Here is a 23,237-nt window from a genome sequence, read left to right as displayed (position 1 = left end):
CCGGCAGGGCTGCAAGCTTTCGTCGTCAGGGACCCCGCCATGAACCGTTCGCGCCTTCTTCTCGCGCTCGCGCTCTCCACCATCGCCGTGCCGGCTGCGGCGCAGCAACAGTCGGAGAGTTACAAATTCCTCTCCGCGATCGAGAAGGAGGACGGCAAGGAGGTCACGACGATGATCGAGACGCCGGGCAGCACGATCATCAACACCAAGGCGGTGACCACCGGCAAGGGCGCGCTGCACATCCTCGTCGGCCATTCCGGCAGTCTCTACATGCAATATCTGCTGCAGCATAAGGCGGACCCCAACATCCGCGACGCCAAGGGCAATACGCCGCTGGTCCTCGCGGCGCAGGCGGGGCGCGAGGATCTGGTCGATCTGCTGCTGACCTACAATGCCAATATCAACCTCGCCAACAGCTCGGGCCAGACGCCGCTGATCGTCGCGGTCAACGCGCGCAACGAGCCGATCGCGCGCAAGCTGCTCGCCAAGGGCGCCGATCCCGACCAGACCGACAATCTCGCCGGTATGTCGGCGCGCGCCTATGCGCTGCGCGACTCGCGCAACCCGACGATGATCGCGCTGTTCAAGGATGCGCCCAAGAAGGCGCGCGCGCAGGTGGCCGGGCCGAAATTCTGATCGCTCCGACAGGTTCGGTCGCGGGCGGTGATCTCACCGCCCGTGCCGGGCCGGTCGAAGCACCGCGCTCAGCCTTGCAGCCCCAGCAACCGCGCCACCTCGCCGAAGTCGGACGCCACCGCATCCACGCCGAGCGCGCGCAGCCGCGCGTCATGGCCGAGGCCGCAATGCGTCCCCGCGCACAGGCCGATGACATAGCCGCCCGATGCCACCGCGCCGGTCGCACCGACCGGCGAATCCTCGAGGATCGCGCAATCGGCGATGTCGACGCCGATCGCCCTCGCGCCGTACCAGTAGAGATCGGGCGCCGGCTTGCCCTTCGTGACATGCTCGCGGCCGCTGTAGATATGGTCGCCGAACGCGTCCGACAGGCCGATATGGTCGAGATGACGGCGGATCCACGCGGTTGGGCTCGACGACACCACCGCGCGCGGCAGGTCGGCGGGCAGCGACCGGACGAACGCCACCGCCCCGGCGACCGCGTCGATCCCCTCGGCCATCGCGCGCGCATCCTCCGCCTGCCGCGCCGCGGTGAAGCTGTCGGGCAGCGGGCCGCCGATCCAGCCCTCGACCGCGGTGCGGAAGTCGGCGCCGGCCAGCCCCATGAAATTGGCCATCGATTGTTCCGGCGTGGTCGGATGCCCCGCCGCGCTCAGCCATTCGGCGATCTGGCGGTTACCGGCATATTCGCTCTCGATCAGCACCCCGTCGAAGTCGAACAACAAGCCCTTGAACGTCATGCCTTGTCTCCCCGTGCGCCGAACAAGGCGCTGCCCACCCGCACGTGGGTGGCGCCGAGCGTCACCGCGGTCTCGTAATCCGACGACATGCCCATGCTGAGCCCTTCGAGTCCCGCCTCGCGCGCCAGTCTGGCGAGCAACGCGAAATAGGGCGCCGGCTCGACCTCCGCGGGGGGGATGCACATCAACCCGGCCACCGGCAGCCCGGCGGCGCGCGCCTGATCGAGCAGCGCCGGCAGATCGGCGATCGCGCAACCGCCCTTCTGTTCCTCGGCACCGATATTGACCTGCAGGAAGCAATCGGGCCGCCGCCCGGCCTTCGCCATCGCCTTGCCGAGCGCCTCGACCAGCGACGGCCGGTCGACCGCATGGATCGCGTCGAACAGCGCCACCGCCTCATCCGCCTTGTTCGACTGGAGCTGGCCGATCAGGTGCAGCGCGACGCCGGGATACGCATCGCGCAACGCGGGCCATTTGGCGGCGGCCTCCTGCACCCGATTCTCGCCGAACACGCGCTGGCCGGCGTCGAGCAGCGGCCGGATCGTCTCGGCGTCATGCGTCTTGGAGACGGCGATCAGCGTGACGGCGGCGGGTTCGCGGCCGGCGAGACGCGCGGCGTGCGCGATGCCGGCGGTGACGTGGTCGAGCGGGCTGGTGGCGGCGGTCATGAGCGCCCTATAGCGGCGCGGTGGCCAATCTGAACCGCAATATCGATCCGCGTCGCCACGCCTGGCTGATGACCGATCCGCGGATCGACGACGCGCTGTTCGCGACGCTACGCGCGCTGCCGCCGGGCGCCGGCGTGGTGTTCCGCCATTACGACCTGTCGCGAGGCGAACGGCACCGGCTGTTCCTGCGGGTACGGCGGCTGGCGCAGGCGCGTGGTCTGCGGATCAGCGCCGGTGGTGGGCTACCTGGCGCGCCGGCGCATGGCGGACCCCGTGCAGCAACCTATCCGGTCCACGATAGGCGGCAGGCGGTCGCAGCGCGCCGTGCGGGGGCGACGTGGCTGTTCGTCTCGCCGGTCCATGCGACGCGGTCGCATCCGGGCACAACGCCGCTCGGCATACGCCGCGCCGTCGCACTGGCGCAGGGCGGCGGCGGCCGGCGCGTCGCGCTGGGGGGAATGACGGCGGCGCGCTGGCTCAGACTGCGGTATTACGGATTCGACGGCTGGGCGGCGATCGACGGGTTGACGGCCCGCTGATCGCCCCGCGCGGATCACGATCGGACCAGCCCGGCCCGATCATGCATCAGGTCAGAAGCGGAACGCCGTCCCGACGTAGACCGACTGGCTGTCACGCCGATCGTCGTCGAGCCGCGCCAGCCGCTCGCGATCCGAGCGATAGCGCATGCCGGCGGTCACATCGAGATTGCGCGTCAGCGAATAGGAGCTGCTGACGTCGACCGAATAGCTCGGCAGCTCCTGCGTCAGCTTGGGCGTATTCTCCAGCGGCCGGTCGGCTACGGCGACCAGACGGCTGCTCGCGCGACCCGCACGATAGCTGACCGCGACGTCGGTCGATTCGCGGCTGCCCGGGATCGGCCCCAGATCGATGCGGTTGACCGCACCCGACACCGCAAACCGCTTCCAGCCCACCGACACGCCGAGGTTATAGGCGATCGGCTGGATGCCCACCGTCGGTGCGGCCACGGCGCTGCTGCGACCGGCGTCGGCGAAGGCGGTGCGCGTCGAGCGGGCACGGACAGCGACGGTCACCGCGCGCTTGTCCTGCTGCGCCTCGGCGGGCGTGAAGCGGAAATCGGCCTCGTCGAGGCCACCGCGCGCGATCGCCGCGGCGAGCCGCGGATCGGCGGCGGCGGGCGTGAACGAGCCGGCGAAGCGCGACACCATCGGCCGCTTGGCAGGGGCGGGGCGTTCGCTGGCGCCGAAAGCGGGCGCGACCATGATAGCGGTAACGCAGAGCGTCGCCGTCATCACTCCAGTCACTGCACGCCCCATGGCACGCTTGGCAAACACTAGCAGTCCCCTCGACTCCCGCTGCAACGCGCCTAACACGATTCAGGCCCACACCAATATGGAACCTTGATCGTCCGATGCATCATTTCCCCCGACTGTTGCATTAGTCCCACAGATCGCGGCCCCATCGCGGTCACGACGCGTCGCTTGCGGGTCCCCCCCTGCATCTATAGAGCGAAAAGCGCCCTTTTTATCGCAGGACAGTTACGCCCATGATCCGCTCGTTGCGCACCGCCCTCATGGTCGCCGCCATTGCGCTGCCGCTCGCCGCTTGCGGCGGCCGCGGTGGCAACGCCGTCGCCAAGACCGACCTCGCCGCGTCGAAGGTGACGACGATCGGCGTCAACGCCTATCTGTGGCGCGCGAGCCTCGACACGCTGTCGTTCATGCCGCTGGTCCAGACCGATTCCAACGGCGGCGTCATCGTCACCGACTGGTACGTCAACCCGCAGGTGCCGACCGAGCGGATGAAGGTGACCGTCTCGATCCTCGACCAGGATCTGCGCGCCGATGCGGTCCGCGTCGCGGCGCTGCGCGAGGTCAATCGCAACGGTCAGTGGGTCTCCGCCCCCGTCGCCGCCGCGACCACGCAGAAGCTCGAAGACGTCATCCTCACCCGGGCCCGCGATCTGCGCCGCGCGTCCATCGCGGGCTAATCCAGACCATGGTTACGCGTTTCAACGCGCTGCAAGCGGACTCGACCTGGCAGAAGGTCTGGGACGACCGCCAGACCTTTGCCGCCCGCGACGATAGCGGCAAGCCGCAGAGCTACGTGCTCGAGATGTTCCCCTATCCGTCGGGGCGCATCCACATGGGGCACGTGCGCAATTACACGATGGGCGACGTGCTCGCGCGCTTCCGCCGGATGCGCGGCTACGAAGTGCTCCATCCGATGGGCTGGGATGCGTTCGGCATGCCCGCCGAAAATGCGGCGATGGAAAAGCAGGTCCATCCCGGCAGCTGGACGCGCGAGAATATCGCGACGATGAAGGCGCAGCTGAAGCGGCTCGGCTTCGCGCTCGACTGGAGCCGCGAGCTCGCCACCTGCGAACCCGATTATTACGGCCACGAACAGGCGCTGTTCCTCGACATGTTCGCCGCCGGGCTGGTCTATCGCAAGGAATCGGCGGTCAATTGGGACCCGGTCGACATGACCGTGCTCGCCAACGAACAGGTGATCGACGGGCGCGGCTGGCGTTCGGGCGCGCTGGTCGAGAAGCGCAAGCTCAGCCAGTGGTTCCTGAAGATCACCGACTTCGCCGACGAGCTGATCGAGGGGCTCGGCAAGCTCGAACACTGGCCCGACAAGGTCAAGCTGATGCAGGAGAACTGGATCGGCAAGAGCCAGGGGCTGACCTTCGGCTTCGCAGTGTCGGACGGCGGCACGGTCGAGGTCTTCTCGACCCGCCCCGACACGATCTTCGGCGCGAGCTTCGTCGCGGTCGCCGCGGATCACCCGATCGCGCAATCGATCGCCGAGCGGCCCGAAGTCGCGGCGTTCATCGAGCGCTGCAAGCAGGGCGGCACCACCGCCGCCGAACTGGAGACGCAGGAGAAGCTCGGTTTCGACACCGGCCTCACCGCCGCACATCCGTTCGACGCAACCCGCCGGTTGCCGATCTACATCGCCAATTTCGTGCTGATGGATTACGGCACCGGCGCGGTGATGGGCGTCCCCGCGCACGACCAGCGCGATCTCGACTTCGCGCGCAAATACGGCATCCCCGTGCAACGCGTCGTCTCCGACGGCGACCAGACCGATCCCGTCTTCACCGGTGACGAGGCCTATACCGGCCCCGGCGCTCTGGTGAACTCGCACTTCCTCGACGGCATGGATGTCGAGGACGCCAAGCGCGAGGTGATCCGCCGCGCCGAGGCGGGCGGCTGGGGCAAGGGCTCGACCGTCTATCGCCTGCGCGACTGGGGCGTCAGCCGCCAGCGCTATTGGGGCACGCCGATCCCGATCATCCATTGCGAGGCCTGCGGCGTGCAGCCGGTCCCCAAGGACCAGCTTCCCGTCGTGCTGCCCGAGGACGTGTCCTTCGCCGTCCCCGGCAACCCGCTCGATCGCCACCCGACGTGGAAGCACGTCGATTGCCCGGCATGCGGCAAGCCGGCGGTGCGCGAGACCGACACGCTCGATACCTTCGCGGATTCGTCGTGGTATTTCATCCGCTTCGCTAGCCAGCCCAAGGACCGGCCGTTCGATCGTGCGGTCGCAGAGAGCTGGCTGCCGGTCGGCCAGTATATCGGCGGGGTCGAGCATGCGATCCTCCACCTGCTCTACGCTCGCTTCTGGACGCGCGCGCTCAAGCATATGGGGCAGCTCGATATCGCCGAGCCGTTCACCGGCCTGTTCACGCAGGGCATGGTGACGCACGAGACGTACAAATCGGCGGACAACCGCTGGCTCTCTCCCGATGACGTCCGCGACGGGCTCGAGGTCGCCACCGGCCAGCCGGTCACTATCGGCCGCGTCGAGAAGATGTCGAAGTCGAAGAAGAACACCGTCGATCCCGAGCCGATCGTCGATCGTTACGGTGCCGATGCGACGCGCTGGTTCATGCTGTCCGATTCGCCGCCCGAGCGCGACCTGCCGTGGAGCGAATCGGGGATCGAGGGCGCGTGGCGCTTCATCCAGCGGTTGTGGCGGCTGTTCGACGGCGACGACGGCGCGGCCCCCGGCGAGGGCGGCGACGTCGCGCTCGACCGCAAGCTGCACCAGACGATCCTCGGCATCGAACAGGATATCGAGGCGCTCGCGTTCAACAAGGCGGTCGCCAAGCTGTACGAACTTTGCACCGCGATCGAACGCGCGGAGCCGACCCCGTCGCGCAACAATGCGATCTACACGCTGATGCTGCTGGTCGCGCCGATGGTCCCCCATGTCGCCGAGGAGGCCTGGGCCGCCAAGGGCTTCGACGGCCTGATCGCCGACGCCGCCTGGCCCGAGGTCGATCCCAAATTGCTCGTCGAGGACGAAGTGACGATCGCGGTGCAGGTCAACGGCAAGCTGCGCGACACGCTGACGTTGCCCAAGGACATGGCGCGCGAGGATATCGAGGCCGCCGCGCTCGCCGCAGACAAGATCGCGCGCCTGCTCGACGGCAAGCCCCCCAGGAAGGTGATCGTCGTGCCCGGACGCCTCGTGAACATCGTCGCATGACCAGACCTTCGATCAGGACCATCCTGCTCCTCGCGCCGCTCGCGCTGCTCGTGTCGGGCTGCGGCCTGCGCCCGCTCTACAGCGGCGGGTCGGGCGGCGCCGTCGCCGGCACGCTCGCGCATATCGAGGTGACGCCGATCGACGGCAAATCGGGCTGGCTGATGAGCAACGCGCTGCGCGACCGGCTCGCCGCCGGCGGCACGCCGCAATATCGGCTTGACGTGCGGCTCGACGACAAGATCGCCGGCTTCGGTGTGCGCCGCGACGACAGCGTCACCCGCGAACGCCGCACCTTGCGCGCGCGCTTCCAGTTGGTGAACCTCGCCGACGGCAGCGTGCTGCTCGACGACACCGCCGGTTCGGACGCGGGCATCGACGTCGTCCAGTCAGAATATGCGACGATCGCGGCGGAGAATACCGCGCTCGAACGGCTCGCCGGCATCGTCGCCGACCAGATCGTCGCGCGCGTCGCCGTCTACGCGCGCAGCCGCCCGGCACGATGAAAGCCAATGCGCGCGACATAAGATCCGCGCTCGAACGCCCCTCGCCCGATATCCGCCTGTATCTGCTGCACGGGCCGGACGGCTCGGCGACCGCCGAACTCGCCGCCTTGCTGGCCAAGGCGATGGGGCCGGAGGCGGAACGCGTCGATCTCGACGGAGCGACGCTCCGCTCCGACCCGGCACGCCTGTCGGACGAGGCGGCGTCGATGTCGCTCTTCGGCGGTGCGCGGCATATCCGCGTCTCGCCGGCGGGCGAGGAGTGTCTCGACGCATTCACCGCGCTGCTGGCGGCGGATCATGCCGGCAACCCGGTGGTTGCGCTTGCGCCCACGGTCAAGTCGACCGCCAAGATCGTCAAACTGGCGATCGACTCCCGCCGTGCGATGGCCTTCGCCGCTTATGAACCGAGCGCCGCCGATCTCGAACGGCTGGCGGCGGTGATGGCGCGCGACCAGGGCCTGCGCCCGACCAACAGCGCCGCGGCGCGGCTCGCGGCGACCTGCGGCGGCGATCGCGCGGTGCTGTCACGCGAGATCGAGAAAGTGGCGCTGTTCCTCGACGCCGCCCCCGATCGCCCGCACGACCTCGACGACGCCGCGCTCGACGCGATCGGTGCCGATCTCGGCGAGGCGGAGATGACGCAGGTGGTCGAGGCGGTCGTCACCGGCCATACCGCGGCGCTCGGTGCCGAACTCGGCCGGTTGGGCGAGGCCGGCACCTCCCCCATCCCCTGGCTGCGCCTGCTCGCCCGGCGGCTGATGACGCTCGCCGAGATGAAGGCGGAGATCGATGCCGGCGCGACGCAGGACACCGTCTTCAAACGCCACCGCATCTTCTTCAAGGAGGAAGCCGCCACCGCACAGGCGCTGCGCCGCTGGACGCCGGCGATGCTCGCCACCGCGCTCACCCGCGTCCGCCACGCCGAACGCGCGATCATGGCGAGCGGCAATGCCGGCAGCGTGCTGGCGGATCACGCGCTGACCGAGCTGACGCGGGGCGTCGAACGCCGGGGTTAGCCCCCGCGAGATCCTAGCGCAGCACCCGCCCGAACAGCGCCAAGGCCCAGCCCGTCGCCGCGACGAACAACGCCGAATCGTAGCGCGGCCCCTCGTCGCGCAGGAAGGCATGCTGTCCGTTCACCTCATGCCATTCGTAGGTCGCGCCGACCGCCTCGAGCCGCGCCCGGATCGTCTCGCGCCCGGCGAAGGGCACATGCGGGTCCTGCCGCCCGAACACGAACAGCGTCTCGGCGCGCAACTCCGCCATCCGTGCGAGGCTGTCGTCCGACCGCCCCTCGCCCAACAGACCCGAATGGATATCGGTCGGATAGAAGAGCGCCGCCGCACTTACCCGCGGATCGAGCGCCGCGCGATAGGCGAGATGCCCGCCAAGACAGACGCCGACCGTCCCCAGCCGCCCCGAACAGGCCGGATGCCCGGCCAACGCATCCAGCACCAACACTGCATCGGCATCGAAGGCCGCGACCGGCTTGGTGACCTTGAGATCGTTGCCGCGCGCGGTGCCTTCGGCATCGTAGCGCAACACCGTCCCCGGCGCCTCATACTCGTGATAGACCTCGGGCACCGCGACGACATAGCCATGGCCGGCGAAGAACGCCGCCAGCCGCCGGATCGGGTCGGTGATCTGGTAGATCTCCGAATAGAGCACCAATCCGGGGAACCGCCCCTCCCCCGCCGGCCGGAACCAATGCACCCGCATCGTCCCACCCGCCGCGGTCGGCAGATCGTCCTGTTCGTCGCTGCGCAGGATCATCAGATCGAATCCCCGGTCAGCCGCTGGCAGACCATGTCGAGCTGATCGAGCGTCGAATAGGTCAGCGTGATCGTCCCGCCCTTCTCGCTATGCGCGATGCGGACGTGCAGCCCGAGCAGATCGGACAATTGCCGTTCCAGCGCCGCGATGTCCGCGTCCGGTGCGGGTGCCGGCGAACGGTCGCGATTGCCCCCGGCCCGCTCCGGCTTGGCGCCCTTGGCGAGCTTTTCGGTCTCGCGCACCGACAGGCCGCGCGCCACCACCTGTTCGGCGAGCATCTCGACGTCGCGTGACCCGAGCAACGCGCGCGCATGCCCCATCGACAGCGAGCCATCGGTCACCCGATCCTGCACCGCCTCGGGTAATTCCAACAATCTCAATAAGTTAGCGACGTGGCTGCGCGACTTGTGGACGATCTTGGCGAGCGCCTCCTGCGTATGGCCATATTCGCCGGCGAGCCGCTGATAGGCCTGCGCCTCTTCGATCGCATTGAGATCCTGGCGCTGGATGTTCTCGATCAGCGCGATCTCGAGCGTCTGCGCATCGTCGAAGTCGCGAACGACGACGGGCACCTCGTGCAGCCGCGCACGCTGCGCCGCCCGCCAGCGCCGCTCGCCCGCGACGATCTGATAATCGTGGCCATGCGGCCGCACGACGATCGGCTGGATCAGCCCGCGCGACGCGATCGATGCCGCCAGCTCGTCGAGCAGCGCATCGTCGAAATGGCGCCGCGGCTGACCGGGATGCGGGGTCAGCGCGCTGACCGGCAACATCCGCACGCCGGACGGGACCTTGCCCTCGGCACCGGGGCTGACCGGGGCCTCGCTCGCCATCTCGCCGAGCAACGCGCTCAGGCCACGGCCGAGCCCCGCGGGCCGGCTGCGCTTCGCCGCATCGCTCATGCCGCCGCCGCGGTTGCGGGAGGCTGCGGCAGACGCGCGATCAGCTCGCGCGCGAGATCGATATAGGCCTGCGACCCCGAACAGCGATAATCGTAGATCAGCGCCGGAAGCCCGTGGCTCGGCGCCTCCGACAGGCGGACGTTGCGCGGAATCACCGTATCGAACACCACCTGCCCGAGCACCGCACGCACGTCGGCCGACACCTGCTCGGTCAGCCGGTTGCGGCGATCGTACATCGTCAGCGCGACGCCGAGGATCGCCAGACCGGGATTGAACCGCTCGCGGATGCGCTCGACGGTGGTCAGCAATTGCGACAACCCCTCCAGCGCGAAGAATTCGCATTGCAGCGGCACCAGCAATTTGTCCGCGGCGACCATCGCGTTGATCGTCAGCAGCCCCAGCGACGGCGGACAATCGATGAGCACGATGTCCCAGCGGTCCTTGGTCTGTGCGAGCGCGCGATCGAGACGATGCGTCCGGTGTTCGAACTCGACCAGCTCGATCTCCGCTCCCGACAGATCCTGCGTCGCCGGCACCAGATCGAGCCGCGGCACTTTGGTGGTGATCACCGTGTCGCCGATCTCGGCTTCGCCGATCAACACGTGATAGCTCGAGCGGCCACGTTGCGCCTGGCTGATCCCTAGCCCGGTCGAGGCATTGCCCTGCGGGTCGAGGTCGATCAGCAGCACGGTCTTGCCCGTCGCCGACAGAGCGGTGGCGAGGTTGATCGCACTGGTGGTCTTGCCCACACCGCCCTTCTGATTGGCCACCGCAATACAGGTCATCGCGCGCGTCCTTGGTTGCGATCCACGATCAGGATCGAGGATTGAGGATCGGTCAAACTATGTTCCACGTGAAACACTCTGGTCCGGTCACGCTGTAGGCGGGCCAATTCTTCGGCCTCGATCCGTCCGCGGGGGAGGATCCAGCGTGTTGCTGGTGTGGCGCAATGCTCGGCCGCTTGCAAAAGCTTTTCGACCGACGCGACCGCTCGCGCCGAGATAGTGGCGAACCGCCCTTCGATCGCCTCCACCTTGGCCGCCGAAACGGTGGCATGATGCAGCCCAAGCTGCTCGACACACGCCTCCAGGAATGACGCCCGCTTTTTGCGTGGCTCGACCATCGTTACCCGACCCTCACGCAGGATCGCGACGATCATCCCGGGAAAGCCGCCCCCTGTTCCGATATCAAGCCATGCCCCAACGGACTGTTTCACGTGGAACAATAACTGTGCTGAATCGACGCCATGCCGCGACCAGATCGCCGCGACGCTTGCCGGCGAGACTAGATTCTGGCGTTCATTTTCCTCGCGAACAAGGTCGAGGAAGGCCGCCACCTGTGCGGTCTTCGTGTCTCCGAACCGATCGACGAACCACGTCCGTGCGTCATCCTCGGTCATGCCGCCCGCCGCTGTGCATAGAGATAGATCGCCGACAAAGCCGCGGGCGTGACCCCACGCACCCGCGCCGCCGCTCCGAGCGATGCCGGCCGCGCCTTGCCGAGCCGATCGATCATCTCGTTCGACAGTCCGGGGATCGCCGCATAATTCAGCTCCGCCGCCAATGGCACCGCTTCGTCCCGGCGCATGCGCTCGACCTCTTCGGCCTGACGCTCGATATAGGGCGCATAACGCGCATCCTCGACGACCTCGTCGACGATCGCCGCCGGCGCCATCTGTCGCACCCCCGGCGCGACGCGGTCGAGATCGAGCTCGCCCATCCGCAGCCATTCATACAGGCTGCGACGGCTGCCATCCTGCGCGACATGGACGCCCGCCGCGGCGATCCCCGCTGCGGTGACCGTCTGCGTCAGCGCGTCGCGCACCGCCGCCCTTGCCTCCCCCCGGCGACTCTGCTGCGCCAGCCGCTCATCACCAAGGCACCCGAGCATCTCGGCAATCGGACCCAGCCGCGTCTCGGCATTGTCGGCGCGCAACGACAGCCGATATTCGGCACGCGCGGTCAGCATTCGATACGGCTCGGTGACGCCTTGCAGGACGAGATCGTCGATCATGACGCCGGTATAGCTCGACGCGCGGTCGAGCACGCATGGCGCGAGGTCGCAGGCCTTGGCCGCGGCATTGAGGCCCGCGACGAGCCCCTGCCCCGCCGCCTCCTCATAACCCGTCGTGCCATTGAGCTGGCCCGCGCAATAGACGCCGGGGATCGCCGCCAGCGCCAGCGTCGCATCGAGCGCCCGCGGGTCGAGATAGTCATATTCCACCGCATAGCCCGGCATGGTGATCCGTGCCCGCTCCAGTCCGGCGATGCTGCGGATCATCGCCGCCTGCACGTCGGTTGGCAGCGAGGTCGACAGGCCGTTGGGATAGACGGTGGCATCGTCCAGCCCCTCGGGTTCGAGGAACACCTGATGCCCGTCACGATCGCCGAAGCGATGCACCTTGTCCTCGATCGAGGGGCAGTAGCGCGGCCCCTGCCCTTCGATCGCACCGCCGAACAGCGGCGACCGGTCGAGCCCGCCACGGATCAGGTCATGCGTCGCCGCGCTCGTCCGCGTCACCGCGCAGGCGATCTGCGGCAGCAGCCGGCGCTCGGTCATCGGCGACATCGTCCAGGGCTGGACGTCCGACCGCTGTTCCTCGAGCTGCGCCCAATCGATCGTCCGTCCGTCGAGCCGCGGTGGCGTCCCGGTCTTCAACCTGCTGAGCGGCAGCGCCAGCGCGCGCAATTGCTCGGCGAGCTTGCGCGCTGGCCGCTCGCCGATCCGACCGCCCTCGTGCCGCTCGTCACCGCGGAACATGCGCCCGCCGAGGAACGTGCCCGTGGCCAGCACCACCGTCCTGCCACCGATGCGGCTGCCGTCACCCAGCACGACACCATCGATGCGCGCGCCGTTGAGACTCAGCGCCTCGACATCCCCCTCGGCGATCGTCAGCATCGGCAGCCCGGCAAGCATCCGCCGGATCGCCGCAGCATAGCGCCGGCGGTCGGCCTGCACCCGCGGCCCCTGCACCGCCGCGCCCTTGCTGCGATTGAGCATCCGATAATGGATCGCCGCGGCATCGGCCGCCCGTCCGATCAGCCCGTCGAAGGCATCGACCTCGCGGACGATATGCCCCTTGCCGAGCCCGCCAATCGCGGGATTGCACGACATCGCACCGATCTGATCGCGGTCGTGACTGAGAAGAAGGGTTTGGGCGCCGCGCCGCGCGGCAGCCGCGGCGGCTTCGGTTCCGGCGTGGCCACCGCCAACGACGATCACGTCATACATGCCGTTCGCCTATGCGAGGAGAGAGCGGAGGTCAAAAGTGTTCCACGTGAAACAGAAGATTTGAGTGGCGACGCTATGTTTCACGTGGAACATTAGCCGACGAAGCCCCCTCTGTGGTGCTCGCTGTTGCCCCGCTATCGAGCGCGACGTTCCACGTGGAACATCACTTACCGATGCAGAAGCGCCCGAATAACGTGTCGAGCATCACCTCCGTCGCGTCGATTCCGAGTATCCCGCCGAGCGCCCGTATCGCGAGCCGGAGCTGCTCCGCGACGATCAAGGCATCCGCCTCGTCCCGCTCGATCGCCGCCAGCGCCGCCGCACAGGCCGCCCGCTCGCTGCTCCGGAACGCGACCGCATCCCCCCGCGGCATCAACGCCTCTGCCCGCGCCGCGATCATCTCCCAGAGCCGCTCGACGCTTGCCGGATCGGACTGCGCCACGGCAACGTCCGCTACGACGATCGCCCCCCGCCCCGGCGCATCGCTCCGCGCCTGCACCCAGATCGCGTCCGCGCGCGGCGGCGTATCATCGCCGAGCCACAGCAACAGGTCGGCGCGCACGATCGCTCCTGCCGCGCGTTCCACCCCGATCCGCTCGATGGGATCGTCGCTCTCGGTCAGCCCCGCGGTATCGGTCAGCACATAGACGAGGCCGGCCCGCGTCACCGTCGCCTCGATCCGGTCGCGCGTCGTGCCAGCGATCGCCGAGACGATCGCGACCTCGCGCTGACTGAGCAGATTGATCAGCGTCGACTTGCCGCTGTTCGGCGGTCCGGCGAGCACGACCTGTACGCCATCGCGCAAGCGCTCGACCGGCGGCATCGCGAGCACGCCGCGCAGGTCCGCCGCAAGGTTCGCCAGCCCTTCGCGCACCGCACCCATCTGATCGGTGCCGACATCGTCCTCATCGGCGAAGTCGAGCTGCGCCTCGGTCACTGCGGCGAGCATCGCCAACCGGTCGAGCCAGCCGCGCACGCGCTGGCTGACCATCCCTTCCGCCGCGGCGAGCGCCGCGACCCGCTGCCGCTCGGTATCCGCCGACAGCAGGTCGGCGAGGCCCGCCGCCTCCGCCAGATCGATCCGCCCGTTGGTCAGCGCCCGCCGGGTAAACTCGCCGGCCAGCGCCGGACGCAATCCGGGCTGCATCCCGAGCGCGCGCAACACCGCCGCGATCACCGCCCGCCCGCCGTGACAATGCAGTTCGGCTAGGTCCTCGCCGGTCGCGCTCGCCGGCCCGGGAAACGCCAGCACCAACGCGCGGTCGAGCAGCGCGCCCTGCGCATCGCGCAACGCGCGCACCCGCGCGGTCCGCGCCGGTGGCACGCTGCCCGCGATCCGCGCCACTGCGGCGAACGCCTGCGCCCCGCTGACCCGGATCACGCCGATCCCCGCGGGCGCCGCACCGCTCGACAGCGCGAAGATCGTGTCGCTCAATTGCCCGTCTTCCCCCCGCCGGTCGCCTGGTCGAACATCTGCCGCCACATCGCCAGACCGGCATCGCCCATCGGCGCCCAGTTCTTCATCATCGTCTCGAGCAGCTCGGGTCGCACCTGTCCGTTCATCGCTTCGAGCAGTGACGCGACATAGCGGTCGTGCAGCGGCGTCAGATCGGGCAGTCCCATCGCCCGCCGCGCCTCCTCCGGGGTCAGATCCACGTTCACCGTCAGCTTCATACGCGTCGCCCCTTGAGCAGCCTTCAGCCCCGCTGCATAGCTCAGCGCGCTCTTACGCGCGAGAGGACCCCCATGACCAAGACCATCCAGATCGAGACACGCGACGACCGCGGCCGCTTCGACGTCTACGTCGCCGAACCCGTCGGTACGCCGCGCGCGGCGATCGTCGTCATCCAGGAGATTTTCGGCGTCAACGCCGGCATTCGCGCCAAGGCGGACGCCTTCGCCGCCGACGGCTATCTCGCCCTCGCCCCCGACCTGTTCTGGCAGATCGCGCCGGGCATCCAGCTCGACCCCGACGTTCCCGCCGAAATGCAGCAGGCGCTCGAGCTGATGGGCCAGTTCGATCAGGACGCCGGCGTCCGCGACATCGAGGCGACGATCCGCACCGCGCGGACGATGCTCAACGACGCCCAGACGGGCACCGGGCTCGCCGCCAAGGTCGGCGCGGTCGGCTATTGCCTCGGCGGCCGCCTCGCCTTCATGACCGCCGCCCGCACCGACGTCGACGCCGCGGTCGGCTATTACGGCGTCGGCATCGACGGGCTGCTCGGCGAGAAACATGCCATCGCCAATCCCGTCCTCCTCCACGTGCCGCAGGAGGATCATTTCGTCGACAAGGACGCGCAGGCGCGGATGCACGCCGGCCTCGACGACCACCCCAAGGTGACGCTCCACGATTACCCCGGCGAGGACCACGGCTTCGCCGCGCAATTCGGCAAGCGCCGCTCCGAGGACGCCGCCCGCCTCGCCGACGAACGCACCGCCACCTTCTTCGCGGAGCATCTCGGCTGAAACGAAAAAGGGGGGCTCGACGGCCCCCCTTTCTGCATCAGAACAAGGTCAGCACCCCGACCTGCGGGTCGACGACCCCTTCGTAAATCATCTTGCCCGCGACGTAGAGGATCACCAACAGCCCGACATAGGCGATCCAGCGATAGCGCTCGATGTACTTGGCGATCAGGTTCGCCGCGATCCCCATCATCGCCACCGACAGCAGCAGGCCGATGATCAGGATGCCGGGATGTTCGCGCGCCGCACCGGCGACCGCCAGCACGTTGTCGAGGCTCATCGAGACATCGGCGACCGCCACCGCCCAGGCCGCCGCGGCGAAGCTCTTGGCGGGCTTCAGCCCCGACGTCTCGTCGCCGTCGACCTCGGGCGAGCCGGCATTGCCATGCTCGCGCAGCTCGCGCCACATCTTCCACGCCACCCAGAGCAGCAGGATGCCGCCCGCGAAGATCAGCCCGATCACGCCGAGCAGCCAGCTAACCGCCAGCGCGAAGACGATACGCAGCACCAGCGCCGCCATGATCCCGATCAGGATCACCTTCTTGCGCTGATCGACCGGCAGGCCCGCGGCAAGCGCACCGACGACGATCGCATTGTCGCCGGCGAGCACCACGTCGATCATCAGCACCTGGATGAAGGCGGCGAGCGCGGCGGGGGAGCCGATATTGGAAAAATCGTTGAGGATATGCTGCCAGATCTCGGCCGGAGACCCCGGCCCGCTGGCGGCGGCGGCGCTCAGCATGGCGATGATGGACACGTTTCAAACTCCCGGTTGATCATAGGTCCATAACGCAGCGACGCGCGAAAGCCATGCTTCCGCGCGTCGCGCTATCGTGATGGCCCCCGCGCGCCGGTCGAAGGATCGACCGGCACGGGGCGAACGCACGGGTTACTGGTTCATGCTGTCGAAGAAATCCTCGTTGGTCTTCGAGTTCTTCATCTTGTCGAGCAGGAACTCCATCGCGTCGATCGTCCCCATCTGCATGAGGATGCGGCGCAGCACCCACTGTTTCGACAGCTTGTCCTTGTCAACCAGCAGTTCTTCCTTGCGGGTGCCCGACTTGCCGACGTCGAGCGCCGGGAAGACGCGCTTGTCCGCGACCTTGCGGTCGAGCACGATCTCGGAATTGCCGGTGCCCTTGAACTCCTCGAAGATCACCTCGTCCATGCGGCTGCCGGTGTCGATCAGCGCAGTGGCGATGATCGACAGCGAGCCGCCCTCCTCGATGTTGCGCGCCGCGCCGAAGAAGCGCTTGGGGCGTTGCAAGGCGTTGGCGTCGACGCCGCCGGTCAGCACCTTGCCCGACGACGGCACGACGGTGTTGTAGGCGCGGCCGAGGCGGGTGATGCTGTCGAGCAGGATCACGACGTCCTTCTTGTGCTCGACGAGGCGCTTGGCCTTTTCGATCACCATCTCGGCGACCTGAACGTGGCGCTGCGCCGGCTCGTCGAAGGTCGACGACACCACTTCGCCCTTCACGCTGCGCTGCATGTCGGTGACCTCTTCGGGCCGCTCGTCGATCAGCAGCACGATCAGGAACACCTCGGGGTGATTGTCCGAAATCGCGCGCGCGATGTTCTGGAGCATCACCGTCTTGCCGACGCGCGGCGGCGCGACGATCAGCGTGCGCTGGCCCTTGCCCTGCGGCGAGACGATGTCGATGACGCGCGCCGACTTGTCCTTCTGCGTCGGATCGGCCGGGTCGAGCGTCAGCTTCGATTCCGGATAGAGCGGCGTGAGGTTGTCGAAATTGACGCGATGGCGGACCGCCTCGGGATCGTCGAAATTGACGCTGGTCAGCTTGGTCAGCGCGAAATAGCGCTCGCCGTCCTTGGGGGCGCGGATCTCGCCCTCGACGGTGTCGCCGGTGCGCAGGCCGTGCTTGCGAACCTGGTTGGGCGAGACGTAGATGTCGTCCGGCCCGGCGAGGTAATTGGCCTCTGGGCTGCGCAGGAAGCCGAAGCCGTCCTGCAGGACCTCGATCGTGCCGAGGCCCATGATCTGGTCGCCATTCTCGGCCTGCACCTTCAGGATCGCGAACAGCAGATCCTGCTTGCGCAGCGTCGAGGCGCCCTCGACCCCCAGCTCTTCGGCCATGCTGACCAGCTCGGCGGGGGTCTTTTTCTTCAAGTCTCTAAGATGCATGGAATAATCCGAATGCGTAAGCGGGGGAGTGGCTCAAATCGGCGAAGGACTCGCAGCGACGATAGCCAGGGAGGAACGCGGAACCACCGGACGGCAGCTCTACGCGTGTTCAGGAGGTAAGAGCGTGGAGGGGGTTCGTCAAGCGGGCTTAGAGCAGCCTGCCATAATCACGAGCGCCGTGAACGATGTGGAGGATAACGACTGCGGCGTCATCGATACGGTAGAGGATCACGTAATTGCCATGGACGCGACGGCGGACGCCTTCTGGTTCCTGGCCAGCGACCAGCGCAAACCGACGAGGAAAATAGGCCAAGTCCATGCACTTCGCTCTCAGCACACGGACATGTTCGACCGCCGACCTGGGATCTTCGCGCGCGATATAGTCGCCGATATCCTCCAAGTCGTCCTCGGCCGAGCTACTCAGCCGGACAATCATTCCCCGATCGGCAGCATCGCGCGGTATTTCGCCTCGAGCCGATCGAAGACTTCTTCCGCAGGCTTGGTCCGCCCCGCATCCGCATCCTGCAAGCCGCGCTTGATCCCCGCATGCACGGCGGCAAGCCATGCTTCGCGTTCCTGAACAAGACGCACGCCTTCCCGCAGCACCTCGCTCTTTGAATTATACCGCCCGGTCTGCACTAGGTCGGCGACGAACGTCTCGAGCTGCTGCCCCAAATCCGCACTGATCATCACCGCCTCCCGCGACCCCTCGGTCACTATCAACTATTATCAAAATGGCTTTACGAACACCAGTACGACGATCACCGCACCGGCCAGCGCCGGCACTTCGTTGATCATCCGCAACCGCCGGCCATCGAGCCGCATCACGCCCCGCGCCAGCGTCTTGGCATAGCCCACCGCCCAGCCGTGATAGCCCGACAGCACCAGCACGAAGAGCAATTTGGCGTGCAGCCACCCCTCGCCCCAATGATGGCCGATCGTCGCCAGCGTCAGCCCGAGCACCCACACCACGATCATCGCCGGGGTCAGGATGATCGCGCGCAGCTTGCCCTCGCGCTCGACCCACAAGGCCGCCTCCTCGGCCCGTCCGGCGACCAGCGCCTCCTGATGATAGACCAGATAACGCGGCAGCATGAACAGCCCCGCCATCCAGAAGATGACGAAGATCACATGCGCCGCCACGATCCACAGATAGGCGCCTGACAAAAATTCCATCACGATCCCCTCACCCGCGCGACCAGATGCTCGACATGGGCGATCGGCGTGAACTGGCCGATGCCGTGCCCCAGGTTGAAGACGTGCGGCCGGTCGCGGAACGCCGCGAGCACCCGGTCGATCCCGTCGTCGAGCGCCGCGCCGCCGGCGAGCAGCGCCAGTGGATCGAGATTGCCCTGCACCGGCAGCCCCGCGGGCAGCATTGCATCCGCCCACAGCGGATCGACCGTCTCGTCGAGCCCGATCGCATCGACGCCGGTCTCGCGGGCATAGGCCGGCAGCTTGCCGCCCGCGCCCTTGGGAAAGCCGATGATGCACGCCTCCGGACAGCGCGCGCGCAGGCCGGCGACGATCGCCGCATTGGGCGCGATCACCCAGCGTTCGAACTGCGCCGGCGACAGCGACCCCGCCCAGCTGTCGAACAGCTGCACCGCCTCGACGCCCGCCGCGATCTGCCGCGCCAGATAGTCGATCGTCATCGTCACGATCGCAGCGATGATCGCATCGAACGCCGCCGGGTCGGCATAAGCGAAGCCGCGCGTCTCACCCTGGTCCTTCGACCCGGCGCCCGCGACCATATAGGTCGCCACCGTCCACGGTGACCCCGCAAAGCCCAGAAACGTCGTCTCGGGCGGCAAGGCGGCGGCCACCCGCTCGCAGGTCCCGTAAACCGGCTCGAGCCGCTCAGGCACCCGTTGCAGCGCCGCCAGCGCGTGATCGACGAGTGGTGGCGTCAGCCGCGGTCCCTCGCCCGGCCCGAAGGTCAGCTCCTGGCCCAGCGCCCAGGGCACCATCAGGATGTCGGAGAACAGGATGGCGCCGTCAAAGCCGAAGCGCCGGATCGGTTGCACCGTCACTTCCGCCGCCGCCTCGGGATCGGTGGCGAGCGCCAGGAAGCCGCCCTTCTCCGCCCGCAGCGCGCGATACTCGGGAAGGTAGCGCCCCGCCTGACGCATGAGCCACATCGGCGGCACCGACGGTTTCGCACCCTTGAGGACGGCAAGGAGCGGCTTGTTCACAGGATCGGACAGGGCCTTCTTCCTATCTAAGAAGAATCTAGAAAAGATTGTTGCAGTGGTTGGCACGTGGAACGCGGGATAAAGCGTTTCGTCCCGTAATCACCCACAGGTTGACCGGCAAGGATCGGGGATTCACCGGGGATTCGGGGCAGGCCGTCAACACGATCCACAGCCTGTGGATAAAACCATGCCCTGTGTGCGCAATTGTGGATGGAATGCGGGTTGTCCACCGCCGCCGGGTCGCTTGGCGGGGGTGCCGACTTGCCCTATCCCTTATGCCCATGTTGTCCACAGGTCTGCCCCGGAGCGCGCGATGATGCGCCTCCACCTCCACCTCCTCTCGGACTCGACCGGCGAGACGCTGGAGAACATCGCCAAGGCGGCGCTCGCCCAATATGACGACGTCGAGACGGTCCGCCATTTCTGGCCGATGGTGCGGACCGAGGCGCACCTCGAACGCATCCTGCAGGAGATCGCGCAAAATCCGGGGCTGGTGGTCTTCACGCTGGTCAACGTCGCGACGCGCCGCATCCTCGAACAGCGCTGCCTCGCGCTCGGCCTGCCCGCGGTGGCGCCGCTCGATCCGGTCAACGACGCCTTGTCCGGTCTGCTCGGCCAGCAGGCCAAGGCGCGCCCCGGACGCCAGCACGTGCTCGACGCCGCCTATTTCGCGCGCGTCGACGCGATCCAATGGACAATCGCGCACGACGACGGCATCGCCTCGGAGGATTGGGAGGAAGCGGAGATCGTCCTCGCCGGCGTCTCGCGCTCGTCGAAGACGCCGACCTCGATCTATCTCGCCAACCGCGGCTGGAAGACCGCGAACATCCCGGTGGTGGTCGAGAGCCCGCCGCCGCGCATCCTGTTCACGCTGAAGAATCCGCTGGTCGTCGGCCTCACCACCAGCGCCGACCGGCTGATCCAGATCCGCCGCAACCGCCTGCTCTCGCTCAACCAGATGCCCGACACCCCCTATGTCGAGGAAGAAGCGGTGACGCGCGAGATCGCTTATGCGCGCCGCATGTTCGCCGACAACGGCTGGCCGGTGATCGACGTCACCCGCCGCTCGATCGAGGAAACCGCCGCCGCGATCATCGCGCTGGCCAACGACCGCAAGGCGACGCGGACGTGACAGCGACGCGCACGGCCCCCGCCCTTTCTTCGTCACCCCGGCCTTGCGCCGGGGTCCCGCTTCTTCGGACAGCGGGAAGAAGCGGGATGCCGGATCAAGTCCGGCATGACGGAAATATAAATTCTGTCGCAAAACGCCAAATGGTCATCTGCGAAAGCACCCGCCTCCGCAGGGATGACGTCCGGTCTGCAAAGGCCCCCCTCTCCGTCATCCCGGCGAAAGCCGGGACCCATGGACACGGGCGGCCGACGTGGCGCGCTACCACCAGCCGCATCGCCCCCATGGCTCCCGGCCTGCGCCGGGATGACGAAGCGGGGACAAACACCGCAATGACGAAAGCCTCCGCATGATCCTCCTCGCCTCGCAAAGCGCCTCCCGCCGCGCGATGCTCACCGCCGCCGGCGTGCCGTTCGAGGCGACCGCCGCCGGCGTCGACGAGGATGCCGCCAAGGCCGCCCTCGCCGGCAGCAAGCCGCGCGACCTCGCCGACGCGCTCGCCGAACTGAAGGCGGTCAAGGTCAGCCTCCGCCATCCCGGCCGGCTCGTGCTCGGCAGCGACAGCGTCGTCGCGCTCGCCGACGGCAGCCTGCTCGACAAGCCCGAGAGCCGCGACCAGGCCGCCGATCACCTGACCCGCATGTCGGGCGCGCGTCACGATCTGTGGAGCGCCGCGGTGATCGCCGAGAACGGCCGCCCGGTCTGGCGCCACGTCGAGGCGGCGAGGATGCACGTCCGCCCGCTCTCCCCCGGCTTCATCCGATCGTATCTCGACATGGAATGGCCGGCGATCGCCGGCTGCGTCGGCTGCTACCGGATCGAAGGCCCCGGCGCGCAGCTGTTCAGCCGGATCGAGGGCAGCCAGTTCACCGTGCTCGGCCTGCCGCTGCTCAACGTCCTCGACTATCTCCGGACCCGCGAAGTGATCCCCGCATGACCCTTCCCTATTCCCCCGCCGGCGGCCGGCCTTACGCCGAAGTGATCGGCGACCCCATCGCCCAGTCCAAATCGCCGATCATCCATCGCTTCTGGCTCGATCAGCTCGGCCTCGACGCGGACTATCGCAAGACGCTGGTGACGGCGGAGGACCTGCCCGCCTTCTTCGCCGCACGCCGCGACGACCCGGCCTGGCGCGGCTGCAACGTCACCATGCCGCACAAGCTCGCCGCGCTCGACCATGTCGACGATCGCGGCGACGTGCGCGGCGGCATCGGCGCGATCAACACCGTCTTCCGCGCCGAGGATGGCGTCGCGGTCGGTACCAACACCGACGCCGGCGGCTTCTACGCACCGCTCGCGGGCTTCGATTTCACCGGCCGCGCGGTGACGGTGATCGGCGCCGGTGGCGCGGCGCGTGCGATCCTCTTCGCGCTCGCCCGGATGGCGGTCGGCCCGGTCACGCTGCTCAATCGTAACGTATTGAAAGCAGGCGTTTTGTTGTCGGCCTTCGGGCTCAAGGGCCAAGCGCTGCCGCTGTCGGCCCCTTTGCCCCCGGACACCGGCCTGCTGGTCAACGCCAGCACGCTCGGCATGACCGGCCAGCCCCCGCTCGACCTCGATCTGCGTGAACTTGGTGAAGATAGCGTCGTCTACGACATCGTCTATTCGCCGCTCGAAACGCCCCTCCTCGCCGCCGCCCGCGCCCGCGGACTGGAGACGGTCGACGGACTCGAGATGCTGATCGGCCAGGCCGCGCTCGCCTTCGAACTGTTCTTCGGCGCCGAACCGCCGCGCGATCGCGACGACGACCTGCGCGAGGCACTGCTGGCGTGACGATATTGGGCCTCACCGGCTCGATCGGCATGGGCAAGTCGACGGTGGCGGCGATGTTCGCGGCCGAGGGCGTCCCCGTCTTCGACGCCGATGCCGCGGTCCATCGCCTGCAAGGCCCCGGCGGTCGGCTCGTCGCGGCGATCGCGGCGGCCTTTCCCGGCACCATCGGCGCGGACGGGGTCGACCGCCCCGCCCTCGCCGCCGCGGTCCTCGGCGACGATGCCGCGATGAAGCGGCTCGAGGCGATCGTCCATCCCGCCGTCGCCGGGGAGCGCGCCGCCTTCCTCGCGGCACATGCCGACGCGCCGCTCGTCGTCTTCGACGTGCCGCTGCTCTTCGAGACGGGCGGCGACCGCCACGTCGACGCCGTCGCGGTCGTCTCCGCCGCGCCCGAGGTCCAGCGCGCGCGGACGCTCGCCCGCCCCGGCATGACCGCGGCCAAGTTCGACGCGATCCTCGCCCGCCAGCTCCCCGACGCCGACAAGCGCGCCCGCGCCACCTATGTCATCGCCACCGACGTCCCGCTTGAGCGGACGCGTGCGGCGGTTCGCCACGTCATCGCTTGCATGGCGCCGCCGGCAGGCTGATAAAGGTGG

General features: G+C 68.1%; 27 protein-coding genes. 11 read left to right on the top strand and 16 right to left on the bottom strand.

Annotation, left to right across the window (positions count from 1 at the left end):
* The first annotated feature begins 39 nt into the window (after positions 1-39).
* On the top strand, positions 40-636 hold the full coding sequence (locus MC45_RS14665; RefSeq protein ID WP_038664693.1) for an ankyrin repeat domain-containing protein: 597 nt from the start codon (positions 40-42) through the stop codon (positions 634-636).
* A 68-nt stretch (positions 637-704) separates the two neighbouring features.
* Here MC45_RS14665 and MC45_RS14660 read toward each other — a convergent pair whose 3' ends face one another.
* Together MC45_RS14660 and MC45_RS14655 are read right to left on the bottom strand one after the other, a co-directional pair.
* Entirely contained in the window at positions 705-1,376 is a 672-nt protein-coding gene (locus tag MC45_RS14660) for an HAD family hydrolase (protein WP_038664690.1), read from the bottom strand.
* Positions 1,373-2,044: a YggS family pyridoxal phosphate-dependent enzyme gene (locus tag MC45_RS14655; protein ID WP_038664687.1), complete on the bottom strand. Its 672-nt coding sequence runs from the start codon at positions 2,042-2,044 to the stop codon at positions 1,373-1,375. Before MC45_RS14655 ends, MC45_RS14660 begins: the two co-directional genes overlap by 4 nt.
* 20 nt (positions 2,045-2,064) lie before the next feature.
* Here MC45_RS14655 and MC45_RS14650 point away from each other — a divergent pair, with 20 nt between their 5' ends.
* The gene (locus MC45_RS14650; RefSeq protein WP_038664681.1) at positions 2,065-2,583 is read left to right on the top strand and encodes a thiamine phosphate synthase; all 519 of its coding nucleotides are present in this window, start codon (positions 2,065-2,067) and stop codon (positions 2,581-2,583) included.
* Between the two features lie 51 nt (positions 2,584-2,634).
* Here the strand turns inward: MC45_RS14650 and MC45_RS14645 are convergent, their stop codons facing one another.
* Complete coding sequence (locus MC45_RS14645) at positions 2,635-3,285, bottom strand: hypothetical protein (RefSeq protein ID WP_245640738.1); 651 nt, start codon at positions 3,283-3,285, stop codon at positions 2,635-2,637.
* A gap of 284 nt (positions 3,286-3,569) precedes the next feature.
* Between MC45_RS14645 and MC45_RS14640 the strand changes: the two genes are divergently transcribed.
* The 4 genes from MC45_RS14640 to holA are packed head-to-tail and all read left to right on the top strand — an operon-like array spanning position 3,570 to position 8,042.
* Entirely contained in the window at positions 3,570-4,013 is a 444-nt protein-coding gene (locus tag MC45_RS14640; RefSeq protein WP_038664675.1) for a DUF3576 domain-containing protein, read from the top strand.
* Between the two features lie 8 nt (positions 4,014-4,021).
* Positions 4,022-6,523 (top strand): leucine--tRNA ligase, encoded by a 2,502-nt coding sequence (gene leuS, locus MC45_RS14635; RefSeq protein WP_038664672.1) that lies wholly within the window; start codon positions 4,022-4,024, stop codon positions 6,521-6,523.
* Positions 6,520-7,026: an LPS assembly lipoprotein LptE gene (lptE, locus tag MC45_RS14630; RefSeq protein WP_038664669.1), complete on the top strand. Its 507-nt coding sequence runs from the start codon at positions 6,520-6,522 to the stop codon at positions 7,024-7,026. The genes leuS and lptE overlap by 4 nt, the downstream gene beginning before the upstream one ends.
* Positions 7,023-8,042: a DNA polymerase III subunit delta gene (gene holA, locus MC45_RS14625; protein WP_038664667.1), complete on the top strand. Its 1,020-nt coding sequence runs from the start codon at positions 7,023-7,025 to the stop codon at positions 8,040-8,042. Before lptE ends, holA begins: the two co-directional genes overlap by 4 nt.
* A 13-nt stretch (positions 8,043-8,055) precedes the next feature.
* On the opposite strand, the gene MC45_RS14620 is transcribed toward holA, so the two are convergent.
* From MC45_RS14620 to MC45_RS14590, 7 genes are all read right to left on the bottom strand, one after another.
* Positions 8,056-8,799, bottom strand: a complete 744-nt coding sequence (locus MC45_RS14620; protein WP_038664664.1) for a dienelactone hydrolase family protein — start codon at positions 8,797-8,799, stop codon at positions 8,056-8,058.
* Positions 8,799-9,701 (bottom strand): ParB/RepB/Spo0J family partition protein, encoded by a 903-nt coding sequence (locus MC45_RS14615; RefSeq protein ID WP_038664661.1) that lies wholly within the window; start codon positions 9,699-9,701, stop codon positions 8,799-8,801. The genes MC45_RS14620 and MC45_RS14615 overlap by 1 nt, the downstream gene beginning before the upstream one ends.
* Positions 9,698-10,486 carry a ParA family protein gene (locus MC45_RS14610; protein WP_038664658.1) on the bottom strand — a complete coding sequence of 263 codons (789 nt, stop codon included), beginning with the start codon at positions 10,484-10,486 and terminating at the stop codon, positions 9,698-9,700. The genes MC45_RS14615 and MC45_RS14610 overlap by 4 nt, the downstream gene beginning before the upstream one ends.
* Positions 10,483-11,100 carry a 16S rRNA (guanine(527)-N(7))-methyltransferase RsmG gene (gene rsmG, locus MC45_RS14605; protein ID WP_038664655.1) on the bottom strand — a complete coding sequence of 206 codons (618 nt, stop codon included), beginning with the start codon at positions 11,098-11,100 and terminating at the stop codon, positions 10,483-10,485. The genes MC45_RS14610 and rsmG overlap by 4 nt, the downstream gene beginning before the upstream one ends.
* A complete protein-coding gene (gene mnmG / locus MC45_RS14600) occupies positions 11,097-12,932 on the bottom strand; it encodes a tRNA uridine-5-carboxymethylaminomethyl(34) synthesis enzyme MnmG (protein ID WP_038664652.1) in 1,836 nt (611 codons plus the stop codon). Before mnmG ends, rsmG begins: the two co-directional genes overlap by 4 nt.
* A gap of 163 nt (positions 12,933-13,095) precedes the next feature.
* Positions 13,096-14,367, bottom strand: a complete 1,272-nt coding sequence (mnmE, locus tag MC45_RS14595) for a tRNA uridine-5-carboxymethylaminomethyl(34) synthesis GTPase MnmE (RefSeq protein WP_038664649.1) — start codon at positions 14,365-14,367, stop codon at positions 13,096-13,098.
* Positions 14,364-14,606 carry a DUF6489 family protein gene (locus MC45_RS14590; RefSeq protein ID WP_038664647.1) on the bottom strand — a complete coding sequence of 81 codons (243 nt, stop codon included), beginning with the start codon at positions 14,604-14,606 and terminating at the stop codon, positions 14,364-14,366. The genes mnmE and MC45_RS14590 overlap by 4 nt, the downstream gene beginning before the upstream one ends.
* Positions 14,607-14,678: 72 nt before the next feature.
* On the opposite strand from MC45_RS14590, the gene MC45_RS14585 reads away from it, so the two are divergent.
* Entirely contained in the window at positions 14,679-15,401 is a 723-nt protein-coding gene (locus MC45_RS14585; protein WP_038664644.1) for a dienelactone hydrolase family protein, read from the top strand.
* A 37-nt stretch (positions 15,402-15,438) separates the two neighbouring features.
* Here the strand turns inward: MC45_RS14585 and MC45_RS14580 are convergent, their stop codons facing one another.
* From MC45_RS14580 to hemE, 6 genes are all read right to left on the bottom strand, one after another.
* On the bottom strand, positions 15,439-16,140 hold the full coding sequence (locus MC45_RS14580; RefSeq protein ID WP_179944589.1) for a TerC family protein: 702 nt from the start codon (positions 16,138-16,140) through the stop codon (positions 15,439-15,441).
* 147 nt (positions 16,141-16,287) lie between these two features.
* Positions 16,288-17,544: a transcription termination factor Rho gene (gene rho, locus MC45_RS14575; protein WP_038664639.1), complete on the bottom strand. Its 1,257-nt coding sequence runs from the start codon at positions 17,542-17,544 to the stop codon at positions 16,288-16,290.
* 148 nt (positions 17,545-17,692) lie between these two features.
* Complete coding sequence (locus MC45_RS14570; RefSeq protein WP_038664637.1) at positions 17,693-17,980, bottom strand: type II toxin-antitoxin system RelE/ParE family toxin; 288 nt, start codon at positions 17,978-17,980, stop codon at positions 17,693-17,695.
* A complete protein-coding gene (locus tag MC45_RS14565) occupies positions 17,977-18,234 on the bottom strand; it encodes a type II toxin-antitoxin system ParD family antitoxin (RefSeq protein WP_038667525.1) in 258 nt (85 codons plus the stop codon). The genes MC45_RS14570 and MC45_RS14565 overlap by 4 nt, the downstream gene beginning before the upstream one ends.
* Before the next feature lie 39 nt (positions 18,235-18,273).
* A complete protein-coding gene (locus tag MC45_RS14560; RefSeq protein ID WP_038664635.1) occupies positions 18,274-18,720 on the bottom strand; it encodes a CopD family protein in 447 nt (148 codons plus the stop codon).
* Positions 18,720-19,739 carry a uroporphyrinogen decarboxylase gene (gene hemE / locus MC45_RS14555; protein WP_038664633.1) on the bottom strand — a complete coding sequence of 340 codons (1,020 nt, stop codon included), beginning with the start codon at positions 19,737-19,739 and terminating at the stop codon, positions 18,720-18,722. Before hemE ends, MC45_RS14560 begins: the two co-directional genes overlap by 1 nt.
* 313 nt (positions 19,740-20,052) lie before the next feature.
* Here hemE and MC45_RS14550 point away from each other — a divergent pair, with 313 nt between their 5' ends.
* The 4 genes from MC45_RS14550 to coaE all read left to right on the top strand — a co-directional run bounded on the left by MC45_RS14550 (position 20,053) and on the right by coaE (position 23,228).
* Positions 20,053-20,871 (top strand): pyruvate, water dikinase regulatory protein, encoded by an 819-nt coding sequence (locus MC45_RS14550; RefSeq protein WP_038664630.1) that lies wholly within the window; start codon positions 20,053-20,055, stop codon positions 20,869-20,871.
* Between the two features lie 346 nt (positions 20,872-21,217).
* Positions 21,218-21,805 carry a Maf family protein gene (locus MC45_RS14545; RefSeq protein ID WP_081974461.1) on the top strand — a complete coding sequence of 196 codons (588 nt, stop codon included), beginning with the start codon at positions 21,218-21,220 and terminating at the stop codon, positions 21,803-21,805.
* The gene (gene aroE, locus MC45_RS14540) at positions 21,802-22,641 is read left to right on the top strand and encodes a shikimate dehydrogenase (RefSeq protein WP_052075690.1); all 840 of its coding nucleotides are present in this window, start codon (positions 21,802-21,804) and stop codon (positions 22,639-22,641) included. The genes MC45_RS14545 and aroE overlap by 4 nt, the downstream gene beginning before the upstream one ends.
* Entirely contained in the window at positions 22,638-23,228 is a 591-nt protein-coding gene (gene coaE, locus MC45_RS14535) for a dephospho-CoA kinase (RefSeq protein WP_081974460.1), read from the top strand. The genes aroE and coaE overlap by 4 nt, the downstream gene beginning before the upstream one ends.
* Positions 23,229-23,237 lie beyond the last annotated feature (9 nt).

The sequence above is a fragment of the Sphingomonas taxi genome, from assembly GCF_000764535.1.
GTDB lineage: Bacteria > Pseudomonadota > Alphaproteobacteria > Sphingomonadales > Sphingomonadaceae > Sphingomonas > Sphingomonas taxi.
This window is presented reverse-complemented; position numbering and strand designations above follow the sequence as displayed.